Raw genomic sequence first — 26494 nt, 5'->3', positions numbered from 1 at the left:
GCTTTTCTAAAATTAGAAGTATCCAGAACCCCCATTAACATTTCTGATAAAGAGGTTTTTGAAAAATTACTAAAATATTTTTTGCAATTCAACAGGAATACCGTTGAGCGCCGCATTTCCTGATAAGGCATCAATAAAGTTATGATCCGTAATATCATTTACACTAATACCCGGATTAGATGAAGCGACCGAGAGCTGCATACCTTTTCGATGGTGTCCCCACCCATGAGGTAAGCTCACTACATTTGGCATAATATCTTCTGTGATCGCTATAGTGACTTTTAACGCCCCAGTCTCACTCGTAATATAGACTTGTTCTCCATGCTCAATGCTATAAACATTTGCTGTTTGAGGATGGATAAACAAGTCACAACGATTTTTACCTTTGACTAACCGTTGACTATTGTGCATCCATGAGTTGTTTGTACGCAAATCACGCCGACCAATTAAAGTCAATTTCTGCACATGTTCATGTCGGTTAACATAATCTTGTAAACGATTTAAATCATTGATAAATTGCTCTGGAAATAAATTTATTTTTTTATCTTTGGTAAAAAGTTTATCTGGTAAGCGAGGTTCAAGCGCTCCCAGATCCAGCCCATGCTTATATTGTTTGAGTTTCTTCAAAGTTAAGCCTTCACCTGTAAGATAGCTCTTCCAGCCACCGCCATAATGACCATTACGTAATCCCATATCGATAATATGTTCAATCGTCATCAATTCCCTTAACTTATGTTTTTGCTTCATTTTTAGTTTAGAGAAAGTTTTTTGTTTACCCGCTTTCAACTCTTCAATACGATTAGTCAGACTTGTGTAGATTTGTGCATCAGAACGCATAAAACTTTTTTTCTTGAAGAGTGGTTCAGAGAATCTTGTTACATTTCGAACAGCTAAATTAGTAAAGACCAGATCATAAAGCGGATGCTCAAATGGTCCACATGGCGGAAGAATAATATCAGCATGTTTTGTGGTTTCATTAATATAAAAATCGATCGCGACCATAAACTCCAAATTAGCCAGTGCTTGTTCCAGACGGCTGCCATTTGGTGTTGAAATCACAGGATTTCCAGCCGTGACAACAAAAGCTTTGACCTGCCCCTCACCTGATGTCAGCATTTCGTCAGCCAAAGTCGCAGATGGTAACTCACGATTAAACTCTGGTAATTTACGCACTCGACTATGGAAACCTGCAAAACTGCCCCGACTCACAATATCAGTCATATCTATCGCAGGTGTCGTAAACATCATCCCCCCTACACTGTCTAAATTTCCAGTAACCACGTTGAGAAGCTGAATAAGCCAATGATTCAGAGCACCGAACTCCTGGGCTGCAATTCCCATTCGACCATAGCATACAGATTTTTCTGCTGTTGCAAATTCCACAGCAATACGCTCTATTTCTACGACAGGAATATGCGTCAGCTCTGAAATTTTTGTTAATGGAATTGTATTAACCAAAGATTCTATATCTTTGATATTTCCATTTAGCGGAAGCCTGGACTGAACATGAGCCAAGCCTTTAGAAAAAATGACTTGAATCAGTCCAAGTAGAAACAGTGCATCACTTCCAGGTTTAATAAAATGATGTTCACTTGCATATAAGGCTGTCTCGGTTCGACGGGGGTCAACCAGGACTAATTTCCCCCCACGTGTTTTAATGCGTTCCAAACGTCCTAAGATATCGCCAGCCGTCATCAGACTACCATTCGATGCCGCAGGATTTGCCCCAAGCATCAGCATATAGTCTGTACGATCAATATCAGGAATCGTAAAATTCATACTATGACCATACATCAAATATGAGGTCAACATATGCGGCATCTGGTCAAGACTGGATGCTGTAAACATATTCTTTGAAGCAAGTGCTTTTCTAAAGGGTCCAATATTGATCATGACCTCAATATTGTGCGAGGCAGGATTACCCCAATAACCAGCTACAGCATCATTTCCATATTTCTTCTGGACCATGACAATTCGCTGTGCAACTTCTTCTAACGCCTCATCCCAGTCAATATCAACCCATTGATCACCAATTCGCTTTTTCGGGGTTTTTAAACGATCTGGATCATTGTGTAAATCCTGTAAGGCATACCCTTTGGGACAAATATGTCCATCACTATGTTTATCATGCTGATCGCCTGCTATCGAAATGATCTTTTCACCCTGATATTCAACAACAATGCCACACATTGCCTCACAAAGTGTACAGGTACGATGATGTGTTTGAATCGATTGAGATGAATCATAGTCTTTTACAGATACAACATTTTCACTCTCAGAAGTCGCTTTAGCGATCAGTGCTTCATTTACAGATTTAACATGGATCATTTCCTGTATATCAATTAGCTTATGACGAGGGCGACCAGCAGAAAGACCCAACTTCATCTCATGGCTATCCAATGCAATCCAATCCGCAAAAGTGAAAAAACCAACACCTTTTTGACTCAAATATTTTTTAAGTGAAATGGGATTATCAATCTTCGAGTCAGTCTTTTTTTCATTTAAATCAAACACAAGTTTTTTAACAGTATTCACAGCACATTGCTTATTGGTACCAATCACACCGCTCGCACCGCGCTTAATCCAGCCTGCGACGTATTCCTTTTCAGAAAGACTGCCATTTGCCAATAATGCCCTGCCTTCATGATGAACAATCGTACCGCGCATTTCATCAAATTTCAGACCCGGTATAGCTTTGCCCTGGTACCCCGTTGCACTGATGATTACACCTGTTTCCAGTGTTTTTCTTTCACCTGTGGCTTCCACGACAATTTTATGTTCAGAGTCCAGAGTGACTTTATTGATCCCAACACTTAAACCCTGAATACCTTGTTCAGTGTGAATGACCTCTTCCGGATTGGCATTAAAAATGAATCGGATAGTTTTTTTTGCTTTAACTTCCCGTTTTAAAATACTGCGAAGCAAAGCCACATTTTCCTTTGCTTCACTATTTTCGGGCAAATCCAGCATAGCTTCAGTTGCTTGATCCAATGCCAGATCATGAGGATTCACCTCAAGATTAATTTCAGAATGGTTGAGCAACTGTCGTAATTCTTTAGGTGTAAATGCCGCTTGAGCTGGCCCCTTACGAGCAATTACATTCACTGTCTGAATGCGACTTTTAACAATCACTTGCAAAGCGTGATCAGCAATATCTGTTTTTTGTAGCTCTTTTTCAGGCAGACAAACAATCCTTGCAATATCAAGTGCAACATTCCCCATACCGATAATAGACATACTGCTATGGTTCAACTCCGGGGCAAGTAATGCTTGTTCAGGGTGACCATTATACCAGCCAACAAATTCAGCTGAACCATAAATACCCAAGGCTGAAGCACCCTGAATTGTTAAGGCCTTACTTGCTGACCCACCCGTTGTATAAATAATTGCATCATAGTTTTCAAGTAAAGTTTCCCGATCAATATCTTTCCCGACTTCTACATTACCGTAAAATTTAAGGTTGGGATTCTTTTTAACAAGCTGAGTAAAATTTCCTGAGACTGATTTTATATCAGGATGATCCGGTGCGACACCAAACCGGACTAAACCAAACGGGGTTGGAAGTTTTTCCATTAAATCTATAGATGCATCAGGATACTGCTTCAATAAAGCTTCGCTGGCAAAAAAACCGGAAGGACCCGCCCCCACAACAGCAAACTTTTTATGATATAAATTAACTTCTTGATTTTTTGTAATATTTTCAGTCTTGCGCTCAGTAATAACTGGATGGCGTTTCGACTCGAGCGCATTAATTTGAATATATTCGTTCTGGTCTTCTGGAACTGATGACTCTGGGTAAATGGCGCGCGTAGGACATTCCGTTAAGCAGGCGTTACAACTAATGCAGACATCAGGGTCGATATAAAGCATATCATCGCCTTCACGAAATGCATTTACAGGACAAACATCAACACAGTTTGTGTATTTAGCGCCACTGCATGCACCAGTAATTACGTATGCCATTTTCCAATCCCTGTCATCATCCATTAGACCATTAAAATATTAATGCAGTAGAAAATAAGAATATTGACAAAATTTATACTATTTGTCATATTGTGCCAAAAGTACGATCAAAATATAAATATGTCAAAAAACTTCGTTTCATCCAGTTTTCTGAATACCTTACTCGTCTATTTGGAATCCAATGGCTATGACGATATAGAACTCATTTCAAAAATAGAACAATTCAAGGAACGTTATCAATGGCAGATGCCAAGAGAAGATTTTCTTCATTTACTGAATGCAATCAAGACCCGTTATAATCGACCTGCTTTAGGCTTTAGAATTGGCCGTGGATTAAAATCAGAACACTTTGGCATGGTTGGATATATGGGGATTTCCTGTTCAAGTTTAGGACAAGCTTTACGCCGTTATCACCATCACCAGCTATTAGTGGATTCAACACTCAATACATCATTTGAAACAACGGACACGCAAATTACGATACGATGGTGGCAGAATGATCCTACAGCACATGGTATCTGGGGAGAGTTTGGAGTCATGGTTTTTATTAATTTCTATCAAGCACTGATTGGGCGTGATATACCTCCTGAATGTGTAGAACTGCCCTGTAAACCTGATGGAGATCCTAAAATCTATGAAATTCTTTCAGGTTGCCCTGTTAAATTTGAAGCAGATGCTGTAGGAATTACTTTACCCAGATCTTTATATTCGATGAAAATAAGTACAAGTGACCCTTATCTTCGTAGTTTATACGATAGACAAGCAACTGCACTTCTTCATGACTTTTCTGAAAAAAGTGATTTCCTGTCTTTAGTGAAGCAGGCAATTAAAGAGGGTTTACAAGATGAACAAGATAAAGCGGAAGATATTGCAAAAAAATTAGGTTTATCACTACGAACATTTTACAGGCGTTTAGATGAACAGGGCTTTCGTTATCGTGCCTTATTGGCAGATACGCGTTTTGCCTTAGCTAAAACTTATCTTCAGGATAAAACTCTATCACTTTCACAAATCTCATTGATGCTCGGCTATGCTGAACAAAGTGCATTTACACGAGCATTCATAAGTTGGGGAGGTTTGTCTCCTTCCAAATATCGTAATAGGTATTATGGCGTAAAGTAGAGTTATTTTTTATATTAAATATTAAAATGATCCAAATATTGTCTGGACAGTGTACTCCAGTGTGCTATGTCATCGATAGCATGCATGTTAAGTAACATTCAAAGTCAATTTTTCTACTGTTTGTGAAATTTTTTCAAGCATTTTTATGCGTTCCGCTGGATTTAAAAAGTAAAAGTGATCTCCTTCCAACTCAACACTACCTAACCAATTGTCTGTGTGTTGCTGCCATGCATCCATCATTATTTTGTCCGGGATATCAGGATCATTTTTGCCATAAAACGTCATGACAGGAACCTCTGTCTTACGCAGTTTTTCGCTCAGCAATTGATCACTAAGATAGAAATCATTACGAATGATTCTGAGGAAAAAGGCCAGCGCCTCCGGATTATTTAGGATTTCATCTGGAAAATTATTATATCTCTTTAATTCATCTATAATTTTTTTATCCGTCAACTCATGTTTATAACGCATATGCTGGATATAACCATGTTCTGGACGGCTACTGATCACAATCAATTTCAACTGATGAAGCATTGAACTTGTCTCAAGCACATGGAGCACCTTCCAGATCAAACCTCCGCCAACGCTATGTCCAAACAAAATAAAGGGGAGTTCAGCATAGTGCTGTATCTCCTCCACAATCTGCCTTGCCAGCAAATCAGGATCGTCAAGCAACGGTTCATTTATTTTTAGACCATGCCCTGAATATTCAATCGGTTGAATACAGATATTCTTTACTTCAATCTTTTTCCATGAGTGATAAATACTCGCACTACTCCCTGCTGGCGGCAAACAGAACATGTTATGTTGATCTTTATTCATTTTTAATGATCCTACAGCCCCCTGAGCATTGCAAAATGCTCAGGGGGGTTCTGCATTAATCAGGTAAGGCAGATGCTAAAGTCAGTGTCTGGGTTGGTTGCCAAATCGTTGCGTCACGATGCGTAACAAAAATAACCGTAGAAGATAAACCACATATTTCTGCAACGATTTTTTGTTCAGTCCCTTCATCCAGGGCAGAAGTCGCTTCATCAAGTATTAAAATTGGCGCATCTTTGAGTAACGCCCGGGCAATCGCAACGCGCTGACATTCTCCTCCTGACAATGCTGAACCTTGTTGTCCGACTGATTGATTGATTCCTTCTGAATTGCGGTCAATAACCGTGCCCAATTCAACCCTTCTCGCAACAGCCTCTATTTCCTCGGGACTTGCGTCAGGTTTTCCCAACCTGATATTTTCCGCCAGGCTTCCTGTGAATAGAATCGGTTCCTGAGCTACATAAGCGATGTTTGCGACCAGATCCTCATAGTCCATTTGATCAAGAGATATTCCACCAAAAGTAATTTTTCCTTTTTGTGGATCGTCGAACCGCGTCAGCAATTCCAGTAAAGAACTTTTACCACTGCCACTTGGTCCAGTAACCCATACTCTGCTACCGAATGGAATATCGAAAGTAATATGTTCAAGTGCAGGCGCATAACTTATGCTTTTTATCGAAATATCGAAGCCAGCAGGAGTTTGAGCTTGCAATGGCTTAGGTAACTCTGGTGGGTGTGTAATCTGATTAAAGTTTCGTAAGGACGCAATCAAGTCATTAATATGTAAGCCTGCCACGGCGAGTTCAGCTAAAGGGGCTGCTGCACGTCCAATCAACACCAGCAATGCCAGCACCAGCGCAGCATTATTACTCCCCGTAAGTACCAGAAAGATTGCCATCCCTGCAATAGGTAAAAAACTTGCCAGGGTTGCAATAAAATTTGCAAATGCCGCAGCACGATTAATACGTAATAAAGTCGCTTCCTGTTCTCGCCAGCGATGCTCTATACGTTGAACTGCACCTTCTGGACCTGCTGCTGTTCGTAATAACTCAATATGATCCACCAATTCCAAAGTTGCTTGCGAAGCAGCTAAATCAACACTGTTGCGTTTTTCATCCGTACGCATCAGTGAACGTTGTGCAAGGAATTGTGCCAATAACGAGAGTAAAACCAGAATCAAGGCGACCAATGCAGTTCGCAATCCAGCAAGTAATGCTATTCCAGCCACTAAGAACAACGGCATGAATGGCGCATGTAAAAATGTTTGCAATTGATGAGCAGGGACGCTCATAAATCCAGGGATTCCCTGTCCTGCAATCGCAGCAACCTGAGTACGCTGTTCATTGCTAAACCAGGAAAGTTTAGCGCGAGCTAAAGATTTACCCAGCTCTTCAAATAAATCCCCAGCCAGACGAACGCCAGTAAGAAAACCAGCACGAGTAACAACCACTGTCACCAAAATGGCTGCAAAGGCACTGATCACAACCCAGATAGGAGACCAGTGATTCACCATTGCAAACGCGAGTACGGTATATGCAATTGCCTCAATTGCTGCAACAAAGATCCATCCTGTTCCAACGACAATTAACTTTTGTCTGGCAGCAGGAGGAAGCTTTGAAAAAACCTGTTCCTGGTTTAATTTAGCTGCAGTATTCATAAATATCTCCCTGCATCATTGATTGCATCGAGCGCTAACCTGCTATCTGCGCCGGCAGCTAAAACCAGATCATGTGTTACGATGACAATCGTTTTATTCTGGTTCCTGGCCAGGTCATTTAATTCATGCATTAATCTCGTGGTATTGACATGATCCAGTGCACTTGTTGGCTCATCCAATAAAATAACAGGAGCTGATGATAAGAATGCACGGGCAATTCCTACGCGCTGTTTCTCACCACCTGAAAGTAAAGTTGCATCTGCATCCAGATCTACTTTTAATTGAGCCTTGAACAATGCCTGCTCAAGCTGTTCATCGGTTGCATCAACAGCAGATAAGGCTAAGTTTTGTCTGACTGTTGCAGCTAATACATCACCACCTTGTGGGATAAATAAAATCTGTTGATGCCGCAACTTTTCGTGTAATTGTGATAAATCTGTTTCTGCAAATCGGACAACGCCTTTTTTCAATACAGCCAAACCGGCAAGCGCTCTAAGAAGTGTTGTTTTTCCAGCACCACTGGGTCCTGTAATTGCCGTGATTGACTGAGGTGGAAATGAATAACTTATTTGATCAAACACCGGCTGATCATCAATAACAAAGCTTGCATCTACAATTTCAAGAGGAGCATTTCCTTCAAGCTGTTGTATATGTCCCGATGGGAGCATTGGCTCTTTTAAGAATACAGATAAACGAGTAGCTGCTGCCCGCCCGGCAGTCACATAATCAAGCCCATGCCCTAACCGCAACGAGGGTGTCACGATAGCCAGACTAAAGAAAAGTGTTGCAGCCAATGTCATGCTGTCATATTGATAAGCCACGAGATAGGCTATGGCAAAGGTTGAAACAGCTTGTAATAATGCAATTGCAACAGCGGCAACGGTTGCCACTTTACCCACCCAGGAAACCATACTCTGAGTAAAATGTTGTGCAGACTGGGTATAGGCTGTTAAAGCACCAGACTGTTGACCATAGATTCGATTATCACGTATGCCACGCGCATAATCATCGGCAGCCGCAATAATATCGAGCATGACCTGCATACGCGCAGCGCCATCTCGTTTCGATACATGAGGTACGATAATCAAATAATACAACGAGGCTATTGCACCTGGTAACAGCACCCAGAGTGCCATTGGACCCACCAATAACAACAACAAAATAATTGAAGCCAGCGGGATCACAACAAAAATTGCAATTTCTGAAGGTAAATGTGCCACCATATGATGTAAGGTCGCAATATCATCTGAAACCAGACGCTTTAATTTTTGATCGCCTTGCTTAGCAAGTGTAGTCGTAGGTAAACGAGTTAAATGATGGACAACCTGACGGCGTAATCGAGCTGAAAATCCAGCTTCAGCATCATGTACCAGCCATGAAGCAAATGCTGCCAATACAGCTCCGATGATCCAGAACGCAACAGAAAAGATGACCCAATAGTAAGACAAGTTACCAATCAGCTGAACCATTGCCCATAACGCAGTTAACATCGCTAAACCTGAAAGTACAGCAACTAAAGTTCCTATCAATAGTTTAGGAAACGCTGGTCTCAGCGCAGGTGCCAGTGATGGCTCCATCATCACATGAGATAGCTTTAAATCACGCATACTCAACTCGCTTTATATCGAATGGAAAAACCAAAAGGCTATATCTTCTGGCCTCGTCCTTGTGTTGCTTTATTTTCAGCTTGAATAGCACATATCTGAAAACGCTATTTAATAAGTGTTCTTTTAAAATATTAAATTGCATACATTATTTCCTGGCAGCTATATCCGCGCATTTTTAGCTTATTTGCGATGTCTTAAAATAAATATTGATTCGATAAAACCGCACGGGTGGAGATCATTAAAAACCAACAGTACGTTTCGATGCACCTTGTAAATCAAGAATGACATCGTCAATTAAGCGATCAATCTGCTGGCTATCACGATGATGTGCTGTGGTAATTAAATGGGCAATATTTCCTGAGATTGCCAGATAATGCTTTTTCCATACCCGCTCTGAAGGACACGGGAAAACCACAGTAATTGAATTTGGATTTCGCCAGGCCGGGATTCCAACTGCCTGAAAGCGATCAACTGCATACTGGGCCATTTTCAAGCAATGTTGAACTCTCTGCTGTCTCTGTGAAAATGTCTGGCTACGTATTGCAGCCCACATAAGTAAAACCGTATGCCCATTACGGGAACCACTAATCGTTTGATCACGGGTGGAGATATAGTCGACATCTACTGCAATACGCCCCACATTTTGACGTTTTGCCACGACAATACCGCAAGGGATAGGTGAACCAATCATTTTATGACCAGACACACAAATCGAATCAACCCCATCAGCAAAAGAAAATGCCTGAGGATGATCAACAAAAGGTAAAATCATGCCACTCAATGCAGCATCGGCATGGATATAATAATCCTGCCGCATTAATCCGATTTGTTCCAACCGCGTTTGAATCATATTGATATCATCGATAGCACCTGTCATGGTTGTTCCAATATTGGCAAAAATAATGGGGTGCTTTTCTTTCGCGATCTGGATTTTGTTGATCAAATCATCATAATTAATTTCACCATTATCCAATGACTCAATCACACAGGATTTCATTTGCAATAATTTAGCAATTTTCACCACTGAATAATGTGTATCTCTTGAATAGTACAATGTTGCATCCGGGAATAATTCACGTGCCAGATAGCACCCAAACATATTGCCCTCAGTACCACCATTGGTTACATATCCCCAGCTTTCTTCAAATGGGATTTGAAAAAACTCAGCAAAATAACGCATGACATCCTTTTCAAAGTCAAAGGAGTTCAGGGCATAGTTACTGTCATCTTTCCAGTCACCACAATTATTAATAGAGAATTTGAAAAAACGAAATAATGAGGAATAATCGAAATCTGCAGATTCAGGATATCCAATATTAAAATATTGATGTTTTAAGCAATAATTCCAGAAGCTTTCTATTCGGTCTTGATCAGCAGGCGATAAAATCATTTTTTGCTCCGTTGCTATGACGATTACAAGTTGTCTAAGGAGTCGCTATCAAAGATGTAAATTTTCTATATAAATTTAGCGACCAGGATTTGCCTCGTACCACATAACCACAATCATTTAGCCCGCAACCCTTTGCCTCGCATCAACGAGTGACCACCAGTTAGATAAAGTGGGAGTGCGCCCAAGTTCTTCAAAACTGACATTGATTCCCTGTGCTTTAAGTTCAGAAGAAAATTGCATAATACGAAGTGAGTCCAATCCATATAGAATGAGATTTTCATCTGGATCTAATTCTTCATCTTCTTCAATCAATTGCTGTACACGTTTTTCTAACCATTGACGCGTAATGGTCTGAAGATCTTCCTGTAATAAAGATTGCGTATCGGTGACCTGACCACAACGTGAAGAAACATATTTCAATGCAAGACGGTGTTCATCTTCTGAGAAATCAGCAACCGCATCACCCACTAAAAATGGTTGTATATCACTCATGAAAGCTTCCACTGCTGTGATCATGCAACCAATATGTGCATAAACACCACCAATAATGAGCTGATCACGGTTCCAGTTCTGCATTCGCTCAAGCAAATCTGAGCGTTTAAAAGCGCTGTAACGCCATTTTGTTAAGACAATGTCCTGCTCATCTGGAGAGAGCTGATCAATAATTTTCTGCTGATCAATGGTTGAAGCAGGCAAACCCGCCCCCCACATTGCATTCAGTAATGCACGATCATCAGCTGGCTGCTCATAAGGCTGTGCTGTGTAAACAACTGGAACATTGTGCTGATGTGCCCATTTTTTTAATCGGACCAGATTATCAATAACCGTTTTAATTAACTCACTTTCAGTATCATAAAAATTCAAAAAGTAACGCTGCATATCATGGATTAATAAAACTGCTCCAGCAGGATCTAACTGCCAGTCTGTTTTGTTATCTGGATAGCTCTCCGGTTTGGGCATGAGATAAGTCGAAATCTTTGAAATAGCCATATGCTGCTCAATATTTATTTAAGATGTTGTAGAGGTATTTAAAATTGTGCGAAGTTGTTTTTTATCCACCTTACCCACTGCAGTCAGCGGTAAACTGTCAACAAATTTGATCTGATCTGGAAGTTTGTATTGTGCGATACCCAATTCCATTAAATGACGTTTAAGCGCCAAAGCTTTTAATGCAGGATTACGCGAGACAATAAAGGCACAACTTTTTTCACCAAATTGTTCATCGACGATTGCAACCAATGCGGTATGCACAACATCAGGATGTAAAAGCATGAGTTCTTCTATTTCCTCTGAAGCAATCTTTTCACCGCCGCGATTAATCTGGTCTTTAATCCGTCCTGCTACGCGCAAATTACCGTCAGGAGTACGTTGAACAAGATCACCTGAATAGTAATATCCCTCCTGATCGAACACCTGCGTATTGTGCTCAGGGCTGTGATAATAACCACAAAAAGTATAAGGCCCCCGGGTTGCAAGCATGCCAATCTCTCCGTCTGGGACTTCTCTATACTGCTCATCAACAATTTTAATTTCATCATCAGGACTGATTGGACGTCCCTGTGTGGTAAATATTTGTTCGTCAGTATCATCCAGTCGGGTATAATTGACCAAGCCCTCCGCCATACCAAAGACTTGCTGTAATTGACAGTTCAAAACCTCAGGCACTTGACGGGCTAAAGATTCCGGAAAACTTGCACCACCCACCTGAAGCAAAGCCAAAGACTGGATTTGAGCTTTATATTGTGGTGCTTTTTCCAGCCACATAATGACAGCGCTTGGTACCAAAGAGGCCATATTGACTTGATGACGTTGAATTAACGCAAAACAGTTCAACGGCTCAGGGTTTGGCGCCATCACTACACATCCACCCGCATGTAAAACACCCAATGCACCCGGTGAACTCAACATAAAATTATGAGGTGCAGGCAAAGCACACAGTAGCCGGGTATCTGAACTTAAACCACATATCCCGGCACTGGCTCTCACACTATAATCATAGTCATTATGCGTCCGTGGAATCAGTTTCGGTGTCCCCGTACTTCCACCTGATAATTGAAAAAATGCAACCTCACCGGCAGGCGTAGATGCAAAATCCACAATGCTTGTCGCTGCTGTTTCAATCCAGTCGACCAACCCGGAATCTGTCGGGTGATGATTAAACATCAGGACAATTTCAGGTGCCAGACAAACTTCATGAAGTGCATCAATAAACTGATTATTACTAAAGACTTCATGCTGCCGTGAACCGATTAAAAGCCTGGGTTGAATTTGTCTGACAAATGCATTCAGCTCATATTGCCGATGGCTATATAATGCATTCAGCGGTACAACACCAACCTTGAGCAACGCAAAAAAGACAATATAAAATTCTGCCACATTGGGAAGTTGCACTAAAGCGGTATCACCTTTACTCAAGCCATTCTCAGCCAATCGCGAAGCTAAATTGGTTGATAGATGATCCAATTCAGCATAACTAAACTGTCGTTCTCCACATATCACTGCGGGTGAATGTGGATGCAACTCAGCGCCTACCGTTAAAATTCGCGTCAAAGGCTGGTCAATCCAGTAACCTTTATTTCGATAACGCTGCGCCCGCTCCCTAGACCAGTAAACAAATTCAATCATCTGATTTTTCATATCGTTCTAAATATTCAAAATGGTTTAATGGTTACCAGGATATTGATTTTTCAATATTTCATCTCTACCGGCTACCAAACATTTTTAATCCATATCCAGTAAAAGAAATATATTGAGACCGAACAAACGATCTGTTTACTACAGCTAACTGAAAATGGCTATCAAAATGCAACTGGTAATCATTTTCATTTGTTTGTATGATGCTAAAACAAGATTAATTTGTCAACCGAGTTATCGTTCAATGTGTGAATTAACCTCGATGCAAGCTGCCTGTTGGTTTGGGCGGTCTGGCAGTACAACCTTAGGTGGAGTTTCAGCCCATCTTTATGCTGAATTTGATGGTCAACTCATCGATCTGCAAAAATTAAATTTAGCCATTCAACGGCTTTATCAGGAACACGACCTACTGCGGTTAAATTTAAGTGTCGATGGTGTCCCAGACATCACAGCGCATATTCATCCTCAAATATTGGAAGTCGAAGATTTTTCAATGCTGAGTAAAAATGAACTTGAGCAAAAACTCTTACAAAAACGTGAGCAATGGACGCATCAAAAATTAGATTTAAACAACAGTCAAACCGCAAGATTTTCTATCAGTGTATTCAAAGATGGGCATTTTCGTTTTCATATTGATACCGATATGATTGCAATTGATCCCTCCAGTTTTCGCAGGCTGATGGAAGACCTTTCTTTGTTCTACGAAGATCCAGAAGTATCATTCACTCCCCCCCCTGATTTTTTTGACTGGCATCACCAGATGCGCACAGATCCTGAGCTTAAAAAATTAACTCAGAGAGATCGATTATGGTGGAAACAACGCCTGCCCAATATGACTCCAGCACCATCATTACCTTTCATTAATGAAGAGTTACAAACAGCAAAAAGTTATCGTTTAAGCACATGGTTACAGCCCGAAGAACGCAAAGCATTGCGACAACTGGCACGGAAGCAGCACATCACGCTTTCCAGTCTGGTATTGGGGTTATTTGCATATACCCTTGGCAATGCAACTCAGGACCCTGCTTTTCGATTAAACATTCCGACCTTCTGGCGTGAACCTATTTTAAAAAATATCGAACGGAGTATCGGTGATTTTGCCAATCTGGTGATTCTCGATGTTCATATGAAGGAAGCAGATACCTTAGCGACACTATGCAAACAAATAGCAAAGCAAATGCTGGATTTACTCGACCACTCGCATTATTCAGGTATAAATATTCTGCGGGACCTATCACGCTATCATGGTCGTGCCGAACTTGCTCCAGTGGTGTTTACAGCAGCACTCGATTTAGCAGAGGGTGATTTACTTTCTGAACGTGTACACCGTGTTTTCGGTGAGATGAACTGGGTCATTTCACAAGGTCCACAAGTTGCACTTGATGCTCAGGTTGCCAGTCTCAATGGTGGCATTTTAGTCAACTGGGATATCCGTCTGGATGCATTACCCAAAACATGGATTACCACCTTATTTGAATCTTTCAGTAATTTACTTAGAGAACTTGCAGCACATCCCGAACAGCTCCATACCCCAATTATCGCTTCAGAACAGCGTCTACCATCACATATAACATCAACAAAATCATTAAATGCATTACAGCAGGCATATTTATTAGGTCGTACTCAGGCGCTTCCTCTTGGGGGTGTCGCTATGCAGGAGTTTCGCCAATATCACGGCAGCATGAATATTGTTTTATTAAGACAACGCTTAACCGAAATGGTACGACGGCATGAAAGCCTGCGCACTTATATTGATAAAAATAAATTGACTCAATATGTAAGTGATCAAATTACGGTTAACCTAAAAGAAATAGATTTAAGAGCGTTGTCGCCAGAGCTCGCTTTTGATCAAATACAATCTTATAAAGATCGCTATACACATGCCCTGTTTGATTTAAACCAGTCCCCATGGAATATAACGCTATTTTTATTAAAAAATAATCTATTAACGATTTTTGTTCGTTTTGATGCATTAATTTTAGATGGTCGATCTATTGCTGCACTGATGCTGGAACTATTTGATGATCAACAATATGATATTGAAACACAAACCCTGGAACATCAAATACCAGATAGCTCGTCTATACACCAGTCTGATCTGAGATACTGGAAAGAAAAATTTTCCAGACTGGCTGGTATCCCACAGCTCCCATGGACGACCCCCTTACAGCAGTTGATGACATCACATTACCAACGTAAAAGCCTAATTATTGCAAAAGATCAATTTAAACAATTGTCCAGAATTGGAGCAAAACATTCACTGTTTAAAAACTCAGTTATTATGGCTGTCATTTTAGAAGTATTGTCTCACTGGAATACAGATCGGGCATTATGTGTCGCCATTCCTACATTACCCTTATATACAGGACCATTTTCAAATAGCTCTACATTTATTGCTGTTGAATGGAAACATGCAGAGCAATTTATTCAACAAGCCAGTTACTTACAAACAGAAATCCTGGAGGGTTTACAGCATCTGTCATTTTCAGGTGTTGATCTCGCTCGACTCCTATTTGAAAAAACAGGCATAGCTCCTGTGTTGCCTATTGTCATTACAAATGGATTGTCATGGTCTATGCTACCAGAATCTCATTGTATCCGACTGGAGGACGGGCTCACTCAAACACCTCAGGTTGCTATCGATATCCGCTTTAGCACGCAAAATGATGGTGCTTTGGTCTTTGATATTGATTATGCCGAAGATGCACTTTCATCAGAGCTGATTGATGACTTTTTGCATATGCTTCAATCAGCAATCAACCAGATGATCGACTCAAACATGTTTACATTTGATTTAACTGAGTTTTTTTCAGTGCTTCAAAGCAATAGGCAATATTTCAAAAACAATGTTGCTAAACATCAATACAGATCACCTGACAATAATATTGCGGAGAACAAACAGCGTCATCAACTGTTGCAAATCTATTTAGAGACATTGGGTCAGTCTAAAAATGACATAACCGATGATTCGATAAATTTTACCCATATGGGACTCCGCCCACATCATCTAAAGATTATTTCGAAACGCATCAGTGAAACTTATGCAATTCAGCTCTCACCTGCTCAACTTATCCATTGTCGAAACATTACAGATGTGGAAAAACTCCTTGCACCCTATTCACCCGTATTCTGAACTTTAAACCTTTTGGAATTATATAAAGTATACTCATGAAAAATATAGATATTACTGGAATTGGTATTGGACCCTTCAATTTAGGATTAGCGGCTCTACTTTCACACCACCCTGAAATAAAAAGTATATTTCTGGAACGTAAACCAGAGTTTCGCTGGCATGAAGGACTACTCTTACAAGGTACGACCTTACAGGTTCCTTTTTTTGCTGATCTGGTCACCATGGCTAATCCCTGTCATCCATTGGGCTATATTAATTACTTACATCAGCATGATCGTTTACATCAGTTCTACTATTACGACAGTTTTCTAATTCCCCGCCGTGAATATGACCATTATTGTCGCTGGGCTTCAAAGCAATTACCTGACTGTCAATTTGGAGAAAATGTGAATAATGTTGAATATGATTCAACACTCGATAAATTTTTGATAGAAAGCGAATCTGCTTCAGGCAAAAAACAAAAATATATCAGCCAGAATCTGGCGATTGGTATAGGAACCAAACCCCGTATTCCTCAATGGCTGGAAGCATGCAGACATCCCCTGGTCAAACATGCCGCTGAATTTGCACAAATTCAGGAACAACTCAATCAGTGCAAGCAAGTCACTATTATAGGTTCTGGTCAAAGTGCTGCAGAATGTGTACTGGCGCTATTTAATGCACTGACTCCAGAACAGGTGGATGCAGGTGCATCCATTCGATGGGTGACACGCTCAGCAGGTTTTCATCCGATGGAATACTCCAAACTTGGACAAGAGTGTTTTACACCAGCGTATATGCAATATTTCCAGAGTCTCCCCAGAGCAAAACGTCGCGATATTGCTGCTGGTCAGGGCCTCATCTATAAGGGGATTAGCTTCTCGACCATCGGGGATATATATGATCTCCTCTATGAGCGTTCAGTCGGTGGGCAGAAATCTGGTCTTAGCTTATATTCAAGCTGTGAAGTTGAAGCGATTAAAGAATTAGAGCCTGGCAAGCTTTCCATCACCTGCTTGCATACACAATTAGAACAGCGTTGTCAGCTGGAAACGGATGCAATTGTTGCAGCAACAGGCTATGTTCATGACTGGCCTGAATGGTTTGAAAATATGAAAGGCTCAGTCTTAGCAACTGATGAACAAAATGATTGTATCGTTCAGGAAGACTTTACCGCTTTACGTTGTGATCAAGGACAAGGGCGAATTTTTATTCAGAATGCTGAAATTTTTCAGCAAGGTGTAGGTTCACCCGATTTAGGAATCGGTGCGACACGTAATGCTGTTATTATTAATCAGCTTTTGAAACGTGACGCTTATCGTATACCGAAAAAATCATCTTTCCAACACTACGGTTTGCCTGAATAAAATATTGATCCAATAAAAAAACCCGCGATTGCGGGTTTTTTATTAGTTTAATGGTTACAACAAATTAAAAGTCATATGACGCAGATAACATATACGTTCTTGGCGCGCCTAAAGCCAAATTCGTCAATTGTGGCTGTGCCCAATACGCTTTGTTGGTTAAATTATAGATATTGGCACGGAAAGTAACGGGGTGATTCGCGACTTTAGTGCTATAGCGTGCTCCAACATCTAAAAGTGTACGCCCAGGCACAGACAATGTATTTTCTGCATTAATATATTGCCTGGAAACTGCATTGATATTCCCTGATAGGGTTAAAGTCCCTGGTGCCACTTGTGTATCCCACTCTACCCCAAGCTTAGCTTGTCTTTTTGGAAGAGCAATTGCTGTATGACCATCATTTGTTCCATTCTGGGTATTGGTCAGTTCAGGATCAAGATAGGTAAAACCACCCATTAAACGAACATGCTCAATTGGCGAACCAAAAAATGACCATTCAACACCACGATTTCGTTGTTCTCCATCTGAAACAAAAGTGGGTAAGTCATTCACAAGCTGTGAAGCATCTGAATAACTACTTGGTTTGGTAATTTCAAATGCACTCAATGTATGCGCAAATGTACCAAGATCAGCCTTCAAACCAAGTTCTTTCTGTTTGGTTTTTTGAGGAGGAAATATTACCCCTGCATTTGATGTAGCTGCAGACGCCTGCTCACCCCTTGTCAAACCCTCAATATAGTTTGCATAAACAGAAATTTTATCGGTTGCTTTAATCAGTAAGGCTGCGCCAGGCGTGGTTGCTGTTTTACCATTTTCGGGCAGCGTATTAACAGAGTTTGTCGCTTTTACAGTCTGTTGACGAAGCCCCAGGGTCAATTGCACTTTATCCTGAGCAAACGATAATGTATCAGCTAAACCGATGCTGGAGATGGAGAGTGTCGTGTGATATAAAAATGGTGACGTAAATGGTGGTTCAGGTCCCCAATTCGGATTTGGATCATAAATATTCGTAATGATGGGGCCAAAACCCGGAGTACTTCTATAACCATAATCATCTTGCTCATGGTTATAATAGGTTGCATTGGCGACCCACTGATGTTTTACAGGACCTGTCTCAAACTTGCCTTTAAACCCTGCATCTGCAGATTTTTTATCGACTTGAAAAGCAAGTTGGCCAAGGGCTGTATTCAGTGTACCAATGCTGTCTGTAATAGTCCCCACAATTGCACCATTGTATTTATATTCAGTTTTACTCTGTCCGTAAACAGCATATGCCGTCAACTGGTCAGAAAAATCATATTCTCCACGGATCATTGCACCTTTATCTTTGGTTTCAACAAAGCCCCAATCCGGACTGAGCAAGGTATCTGCTTTCGGTGGTTTCGGAATTCCAACTGCAGTAGAGGCATTAACACCACGTATCACACCATCAACATGATCCAGGGCATCGTAAGCATCAACAAAAATACGTGCTTTCTCACCTTGCCAATCCAGGCCCAGAGAAAATAAACGATTTTCTTTTGCTTGATCATTAACTGCTGCATCTCCATCCCGATACATGCCATTTATACGAACACCAAACTCTTTATTTTCTCCAAATCTTCTTCCGAGATCAACATGTCCACCGAACTGAGCGTCAGACATATAAGTTGCGGTCAATCGTGCAAGCGGTTCATCAGCAGCATATTTGGTGACAAGGTTTACCGCTCCACCCACCGACCCTGCCGGTGGCATACCATTTAACAAGGCGGAAGGACCTTTCAACACTTCAACACGACTGAACATTTCTGGAGAAGTCCGATAAAACGGCGTGATACCAAAAAGTCCGTTCATCGACATATCATTCGTGCTCGCAGCAAATCCGCGAATATAATAGTTTTCACTCCAGCCACCACTTGCACCATTGGTATATATTGATGGATCAGTCGAGGCAATTACTTCTGTAATATCTTTTGCCTGTTTATCTTCGATATATTTATCAGTATAACTAATGGTATTAAATGGCGTATCTAGAAATTTTTTGCTGCCGAGAAATCCGATATTGCTCGATGTTGCAACTTGCCCACCCGCATAAACTGTTCCATTTTCAGCTCTTAATCGAATAACAGGCAAGGTTAAACCATCTGTAGCTGTGGTTCGTTCTTGTGTTTCGTTCTGGCTGACATCACTCACCGTTTCCGCATAAGCACTGGGTACACAGATAAATAATGTCCCAAGTGCACTCCCGAACAATAATGCCGTTCGTGCTGAGGTAATACGATTTAGCATAAATGAAGATTTTTTATGCGCTGCACACTCTATCTTTTTGACTTTATCTTTAGCGATATACTTGTTCATAGAAGATCCCTTAGTATTTTAACTGGTTTTTATACTCACAAAATACGGGTATTTTTTGAGTAAATTCATACGACTAATCATAAAAACCACATCAAAAAATATTATTTTTGATAGCCTTTTTTTACATCATCCATCATGATTTTAAGTGATGTCGGACTGGCAGCAGTGGTGTACCAGGCATCCGCATCGACGAAAATGACACGACCATTTTTCCAGGCCCTGGTTTGACGTAATAAAGGGTTACCAACACTTTCTGCATTAATCTTCGGGCGATGCTCCATCACAGCAGTTCGATCAACGATATAAAGAATGTCTGGATCTGCCTGTTTGATGAATTCACTGGAAATTGGTTGCCCATGTAAACTTGTATCTATAACGGTACTCGCAGGCTTTACCCCTAATGCATTAAAAACAAAGCCATATCTGGACTTAATACCAAAGTTGCTAAATGCACCATTATTATGTAAAACGACCAGTGCCTTTTCAGGACGATTGGCGGTTACCGCCTGTACCTGCTTCACTTCCGCATCAAGTTCCAATGCTTTCTGACGAGCCAGATCTTCTTTATTAAATATCCGACCTAAAGTCATTAAATGATCTTTAACGAGATTGATATGATTGCTCTCACTATCATTAAAATTAATATCGTAATGAATGGTTGGGGCGATCTTAGACAACTCCTGATAGTGATTAACATGCAATGGCGTCATCAAAATCAAATCCGGCTTTAATGCATATATCCTTTCCATATTCGGCTGTACAATTGCACCTAAATCCTGAATTTTCGGATCACTTTTATACTTTTCCAGAAAGTGTGGAATGTAATCTTTTGGCATGCCCACAATCGGGACATCCAGTTGATCCAGAAAATCAGCTTCATTCATATCAAGTACGGCGACACGCTGTGGAAGATGATCAATCACTGTATTTCCAAGCGCATGTTTTACCGTAATCGGTGCTGCTAACTTCTGCGAACTTTCGGCAGTATCAGCAGCTTTTTTATCACATCCCTGTAAAGTTATAGCTGCTGTGATTGCGAGGGCTAAGCCCCAATACTTTTTTTCCAATTTCATATTTATTCAAGCTCCAGATGAGTTGAAGTAATTGCACATACAGCCACGCGCACTGTATGTAATTTCAAAATCAAGTTCATACAGATCGTTGAGTTGTGCCTCTGTAATGACTTGCTCCGTTGGTCCACTAAAGTGAAGCTTGCCGTTCTTTAGCGCGACAATATGGTCTGAATAATTCGTGGCAAAGTTAATGTCATGAATGACTAAAATCACCGTACGCCCTTGTTCATCACATAATCGCCTTAATGCGCGCATAATTTGAACGGCATGTTTCATATCAAGGTTATTTAAGGGTTCATCCAATAAAAGTACGTCTGTTTGCTGAGCGATTGTCATCGCCAGAAAAGCCATTTGCCTTTGGCCACCACTGATTTCATCTATATAAGATTTTCGTAATGGCTCTAAAGAAAGGAATTCAATCGCATCATCAATGACCTGATGATCCTGTTCGGTTAAAGCACCGCGGCTATACGGGAATCGCCCAAATGAAATCAGCTCCTCTACGGTTAAACGCAGATTAAATCCCGGGGCCTGCCGTAAAGTTGCAATCTTTTTGGCGTATGCAGCAGTGCTTATATTGGCAATATTTTGATTATTCAGAAAAATATCACCTTTATCAGGCTCAATCAGACGTGCCATCATCATGAGCAAAGTTGATTTTCCTGCACCATTTGGACCGATGAGTGAAGTTATTTGCTGTGTAGGAAACTCAACATTCACGTCAGAAAGTGCAGGCTTTCCACCATATGATTTATAGATATTCCTGACATTAATCATGTAATACCCCTGGTACGAACCATTAGCGTCAGGAAATAAATGCCACATACCAGATTGACAAGAATACTGACGGTCGTTTTGTAATTGAAAACATGCTCAACCAGAATTTGAGCAATAATAAAGATGGCTATCGTAACCGCGCATCCGAGGGGTAAAGTTAATTGATGCTTATAATTGCCTGCCAATGCATAAGCGATATTTGCAATAAACACCCCCATGAATGCTGTAGGACCAATCAGACTTGTAGATACTGCGACAAGAATGGCGATCATTGCTAAATAGAAGCTGACATAGCGATGATGATTAATTCCAAGTGAGATCGTTTGCTCACGACCCAAAACGAGAACATCCAGCACAGGGAGTGTTTTTCTGGCCAACCATAAAACCATTGCTACAGCCAGGCTTGCATAAAATAGTGTTGCTGGCTGGGAACGATTAAATGAGGCATAACTAAAGCCCTGGAAGACAGAAAATTCCCCAGGACTGATTTTAAGTTGAATAAATTGAGTAATGGTTCCAACTACCATCGTAAGGACCAGACCCAATAGCAATAGCAAAAAGACATCGTTTCGACCAAATGGTAATAACCATTTATGAATCACCCACGAATAGAGCAACATTAAAATAATAGAAATGAAAAAGTTGCCATTTAATCCCAATAGGGTTAATCCATGTGTTCCTAAAAAAAACAGCAGCAAAACCTGCCACAATAAATAGATCGCTTCATAGCCCATAATTGAAGGGGTTAAAATACGATTACCAACTATGGTCTGGAAAACAATTGAGGAAACCGCAACACAAATACCGCCCAGAATGATTGTTGCAAGACGAACAAGCCGTTTAGGAATAACATAATCAAAATCCAGCCCCGAATTCAGGAATACAAAAAGTACAGCCAGACCCAGTACCAACAGAGAAACGATCCATAGCTTCGCAATACGCATTATCGAAGCCCCCTCAAAATGAGGATCAGGAAAATAACTCCTCCTACACCACCAGCCGTCAGTCCAATAGGAACTTCAAACGGATAAATGATTGAGCGGCCAATAATGTCACAGATCAACAATAACGAAGCACCGCCTAAAGCGACAATGGGTAAGGTTTTAGCTAAATTCTCACCGTATTTCAGTACAACTAAATTTGGAACAACCAATCCAACAAAAGGAATGGCACCTACAGTAATGACCGTTGTCGACACAGTAATAGCAACGAGTATTAACCCAATAGCCACCATAACGGCATAACTCAGTCCCAGGCTTGAAGCCATCTCCTCGCCCATCCCAATCACGGTAAAGCGATGTGCAAATAAGTAAGTCAGTAAAACGATCGGGAAAATGATGTAAATGATTTCGTAGTGACCCTGGACAATTTTTGAAAAATCCCCCATGAGCCACCCTTGCATACTTTGTAGAATATTGGTGCTATAAGCATAGAACTCAGCTAATGCACTCAGCACACTGCCATACATCAGGCCAATCACAGGAACCAATACCGTATTCCTGAAACGGATACGGCGAAGAATCGCGATATAGATTAAGCTTGCGATAAAACAAAAAAACATCGCAAACAGCATTTTACTGAGCGTACTCGTCACTGGAACCAAAGTTAACGACACCAGAATACCCAGTTTGGCCGCATCTAAACCACCTGACGTTCCTGGTTCTACAAATTTGTTACGGACAATGTGCTGTAAAATGACACCACAAACTGATAATCCAATGCCTGTCAGCACAATCGCAATCAAACGAGGTATACGGCTGGCTGTCAGAGTGAGCCAGCTATCTCCAGAAAATGAAAGCAATGCAGACCATTCAATTTGCTCGGCACCGAGCAACAATGAAACGATACATAAAACAATAAAAAGACAGAATAAGCCCGGTTGCATTAAGGGCATGCCCCACTTAAACGCGATAAAGCTGAAAAGAATCGAAAATCGAGGCACATACAAAAATTGTGATTGAAAACATGTTCAATATTTAATGTATTCATTGACCTTTCATGATTGAATATTCTCATGAAAATCCCTCAACCCTGTCGTAACTAAATGGCAAGTTCTCCCACGAAAAAACTAATTCAAATCAATATTCGTGAGTCTTTTTAATCATTTTTTAAGCTGTAACAACCGTGCAAGTTAAAGACAATTTAACTATTAATCAATAACTTACAAAAAACCAACAAGAGGTAGATTATTGTTACAGCGCTTATTAAAAATGATAATTTTAGTGCAAATGAGAATCAATTATAGTATGTTTTAAATAAAATGTAACCCCTGTTGGCACATGCATACCGTTTATGTGGTGGTCAATTCATTAAAAAAAGGGGGGTTACAAGCATGCAAATACATAACATCATGAATTATATAAATTTTAATCTGATGCCCAAAAATTTGCGAAATGGAAAATGATCAAAATAGCTTAATTGATAAAACAGGATTCATTTATGTTGGCACAACCTTCCGAAACTTCATCTCTCATGCCTGTTAGTGACCACGAAGAGCACATCTGGATGCTGCAATTACAACAACCAGAGCAAGTAACTCGTCACTTTAATCTATGGAAGCTAAATCAAGGATCCAATCTCCAGCTCCTCAACAAAGCAATTCAGGAAATCGTTGAAACTACACCTTATTTAAATGTACGTTATAAATTCAGTGATGACGGTGATTTATATAAATATCTGTTTGATGATTGGTCATCGTGTCTGGAACTTAAAAACATTAACGTTGAAAATATATTTGATCAGGTGACTCGATTAAAAGCACAAATCTGGAATGCAGAAATCGATCCCCCTTTTTTCACTTATATTTTTGATACTGAACAAGGTGTTTTCCTGCTTTTAACCCTTCACTCCATTCTTGATCAATCCTATCGAAAAGCCAATTTCATTGAGGCAATAAAAGATAAATATCAGCAACATTCAAAAAACAACGCTTCACTAATACTGACTGAAATTGAAATACCAAACCATATCGTTGAAAACACAACACAAACTCAGGCAGAGACTGATCAAAGCTCTATTTCTCAGGTCATTCTGGAGGAGTTCCGAAATACGCTTGCCGAACCTGAGATGACCCAGGATGATGACTTTTTTGATTTTGGTGGCCATTCACTATTAGCAACACGGATCATTGGGAATTTACTTAACAAACACGGGATTGAAATTCGGTTTAATGATTTCTTTAAATCCCCATCTGCTGCCGGTTTAGCGACCTATACATCCATAAAAACCGAGAAAATTAAACCAGGTACATTAAAAAATATAGAAAAAGCCCCCCTCACCCTGGCTCAGGACTTTCTTTGGCAGGCATATTCTGCTTTCGATTTCAGTCCAATTTATAACTTACCGTTTGCAGTAGAGTTTCTGGAAGAAATAGACGAGGATATTTTCTTTCAGGCAGTTAAAGATATCGTTGAGCGACATGCAGGCTTGCGTACCACTTTCCATACTGATGATGGACAGACCTATCAACAAACTGTCCCCGTTTCAGAGTTGAGTCAAAAAAAATGGTTCTGGAAGAGTAATGAAAGTAACAATACTACGCTTGCAGATGAGGCTGCATATAAATTTGATCTTAGCCATGAACTGCCGATCAGGATACGCCTGCTTCGAAATGCACAAGGTCGGCAAACATTATCATTTTTAGTCCATCACATGGTAATTGATGAGTGGTCTTTAAATACGATTATGTCAGACCTTGCACATGCTTATCTTGCCCGATCTAATGGCGAAATGCCTATATGGAAAGCACCAGCTCAAACAATTCATGATTTTTCCTTACTACAGCAAAAACAAGGGATAAATCAGGATCACATTAATTACTGGACACATATGCTGGAAGGCGCAACCCAAGGGTTACAACTCACCATCCCAGATCAGGAGTTAAACACTTCGGAAAAAACACCTCAGGTTAAATGGCTGGAAATCAGGTTTGAATCAGAAATGCATAACAGGCTTACTAAATTTGCCAGACAGCACAGCGCTTCTATTTTTACGGTTCTCTATACAGCTATTGCGGATGCCTTACATAAACAAGGGCAACTAAAAGAAATCGTGATTGGTACATCTGCATCTGGTCGAACTGATCCTCAATTTTTTGATACGGTTGGCTACTTCACAACAATGGTTGCACACCGTACCATATTTAACCCATTAGACTCATTCCAGTCATTACTTCAAAATATCAGTACGATGATTAATGATTCAATGGCATATGCAGATATCCCAATTAACCATATACAAAAAGCTTTAGGCATGCGTGCCGACGAAGGATTATTATTCGATGTATTTATCCACATTCATTCAAATAATGCTTTAAATGGCGCACTAAAATCACCACAGGGTCGGGATATTCCTTACCGTCAAATCCTGCCTGAGCGCGAAGAATCCATGTTCGGATTACATTTTGAAATCATGGAAAATGTCATTGATGGACAACATCAACTCAGTATGATCATCACTTATCAGGCGCATCGCTATCCAACTGCACTTGTAGAATGTATTTGTGAGAAAATTAATACAACCTTAGCGCAAATCCAGGTACCGTAAAAGACTGATAACAGCAACTGTGCTTAAAAGAAAGGATCATAAATCCAACTTTTAAGCACATTGCAATCCTTTACAATTCGAATCCACTTAAAG

Annotated in this window: 16 protein-coding genes; 4 read left to right on the top strand and 12 right to left on the bottom strand. The window is 40.4% G+C overall.

What is annotated here, in order from left to right:
- Positions 1-69 precede the first annotated feature (69 nt).
- Positions 70-3963, bottom strand: a complete 3894-nt coding sequence (locus tag ACT6PV_RS04670) for a molybdopterin-dependent oxidoreductase (protein ID WP_445115300.1) — start codon at positions 3961-3963, stop codon at positions 70-72.
- A gap of 120 nt (positions 3964-4083) precedes the next feature.
- Here ACT6PV_RS04670 and ACT6PV_RS04665 point away from each other — a divergent pair, with 120 nt between their 5' ends.
- Entirely contained in the window at positions 4084-5085 is a 1002-nt protein-coding gene (locus tag ACT6PV_RS04665; protein WP_445115299.1) for an AraC family transcriptional regulator ligand-binding domain-containing protein, read from the top strand.
- Positions 5086-5172: 87 nt separating this feature from the next.
- On the opposite strand, the gene ACT6PV_RS04660 is transcribed toward ACT6PV_RS04665, so the two are convergent.
- The 6 genes from ACT6PV_RS04660 to basE all read right to left on the bottom strand — a co-directional run bounded on the left by ACT6PV_RS04660 (position 5173) and on the right by basE (position 13195).
- Positions 5173-5907, bottom strand: a complete 735-nt coding sequence (locus tag ACT6PV_RS04660; protein ID WP_445115298.1) for a thioesterase II family protein — start codon at positions 5905-5907, stop codon at positions 5173-5175.
- Positions 5908-5962: 55 nt separating this feature from the next.
- Positions 5963-7561 carry an ATP-binding cassette domain-containing protein gene (locus ACT6PV_RS04655; protein ID WP_445115297.1) on the bottom strand — a complete coding sequence of 533 codons (1599 nt, stop codon included), beginning with the start codon at positions 7559-7561 and terminating at the stop codon, positions 5963-5965.
- Positions 7558-9168 (bottom strand): ATP-binding cassette domain-containing protein, encoded by a 1611-nt coding sequence (locus ACT6PV_RS04650; protein ID WP_445115296.1) that lies wholly within the window; start codon positions 9166-9168, stop codon positions 7558-7560. The genes ACT6PV_RS04655 and ACT6PV_RS04650 overlap by 4 nt, the downstream gene beginning before the upstream one ends.
- A gap of 238 nt (positions 9169-9406) precedes the next feature.
- Positions 9407-10558, bottom strand: coding sequence for a histidine decarboxylase (locus ACT6PV_RS04645; RefSeq protein ID WP_445115295.1), 1152 nt, complete (start codon positions 10556-10558; stop codon positions 9407-9409).
- Positions 10559-10675: 117 nt separating this feature from the next.
- Positions 10676-11548: an isochorismatase family protein gene (locus tag ACT6PV_RS04640; RefSeq protein ID WP_445115294.1), complete on the bottom strand. Its 873-nt coding sequence runs from the start codon at positions 11546-11548 to the stop codon at positions 10676-10678.
- An 18-nt stretch (positions 11549-11566) separates the two neighbouring features.
- On the bottom strand, positions 11567-13195 hold the full coding sequence (basE, locus tag ACT6PV_RS04635) for a (2,3-dihydroxybenzoyl)adenylate synthase BasE (RefSeq protein WP_445115293.1): 1629 nt from the start codon (positions 13193-13195) through the stop codon (positions 11567-11569).
- Between the two features lie 166 nt (positions 13196-13361).
- On the opposite strand from basE, the gene ACT6PV_RS04630 reads away from it, so the two are divergent.
- Together ACT6PV_RS04630 and basC are read left to right on the top strand one after the other, a co-directional pair.
- Complete coding sequence (locus ACT6PV_RS04630; protein ID WP_445117033.1) at positions 13362-16325, top strand: condensation domain-containing protein; 2964 nt, start codon at positions 13362-13364, stop codon at positions 16323-16325.
- 35 nt (positions 16326-16360) lie between these two features.
- Positions 16361-17671, top strand: coding sequence for a putative histamine N-monooxygenase (gene basC, locus ACT6PV_RS04625; protein WP_445115292.1), 1311 nt, complete (start codon positions 16361-16363; stop codon positions 17669-17671).
- Positions 17672-17735: 64 nt separating this feature from the next.
- Here basC and ACT6PV_RS04620 read toward each other — a convergent pair whose 3' ends face one another.
- From ACT6PV_RS04620 to ACT6PV_RS04600, 5 genes are all read right to left on the bottom strand, one after another.
- Positions 17736-20006: a TonB-dependent receptor gene (locus tag ACT6PV_RS04620; protein WP_445115291.1), complete on the bottom strand. Its 2271-nt coding sequence runs from the start codon at positions 20004-20006 to the stop codon at positions 17736-17738.
- 101 nt (positions 20007-20107) lie between these two features.
- Positions 20108-21079, bottom strand: a complete 972-nt coding sequence (locus ACT6PV_RS04615) for a siderophore ABC transporter substrate-binding protein (protein ID WP_445115290.1) — start codon at positions 21077-21079, stop codon at positions 20108-20110.
- Between the two features lie 6 nt (positions 21080-21085).
- Positions 21086-21856 (bottom strand): iron ABC transporter ATP-binding protein, encoded by a 771-nt coding sequence (locus ACT6PV_RS04610; RefSeq protein WP_445115289.1) that lies wholly within the window; start codon positions 21854-21856, stop codon positions 21086-21088.
- The gene (locus tag ACT6PV_RS04605) at positions 21853-22800 is read right to left on the bottom strand and encodes an iron chelate uptake ABC transporter family permease subunit (RefSeq protein WP_445115288.1); all 948 of its coding nucleotides are present in this window, start codon (positions 22798-22800) and stop codon (positions 21853-21855) included. Before ACT6PV_RS04605 ends, ACT6PV_RS04610 begins: the two co-directional genes overlap by 4 nt.
- Complete coding sequence (locus ACT6PV_RS04600) at positions 22800-23741, bottom strand: ABC transporter permease (RefSeq protein WP_445115287.1); 942 nt, start codon at positions 23739-23741, stop codon at positions 22800-22802. Before ACT6PV_RS04600 ends, ACT6PV_RS04605 begins: the two co-directional genes overlap by 1 nt.
- Positions 23742-24295: 554 nt before the next feature.
- On the opposite strand from ACT6PV_RS04600, the gene ACT6PV_RS04595 reads away from it, so the two are divergent.
- Positions 24296-26401, top strand: a complete 2106-nt coding sequence (locus tag ACT6PV_RS04595; RefSeq protein ID WP_445115286.1) for a condensation domain-containing protein — start codon at positions 24296-24298, stop codon at positions 26399-26401.
- The last annotated feature ends 93 nt before the right edge of the window (positions 26402-26494 follow it).

Source organism: Acinetobacter sp. WZC-1 (genome assembly GCF_052544965.1).
The sequence above is the reverse complement of the archived record's forward strand: the minus strand, read 5'-3'. Positions and strand labels throughout refer to the sequence as shown.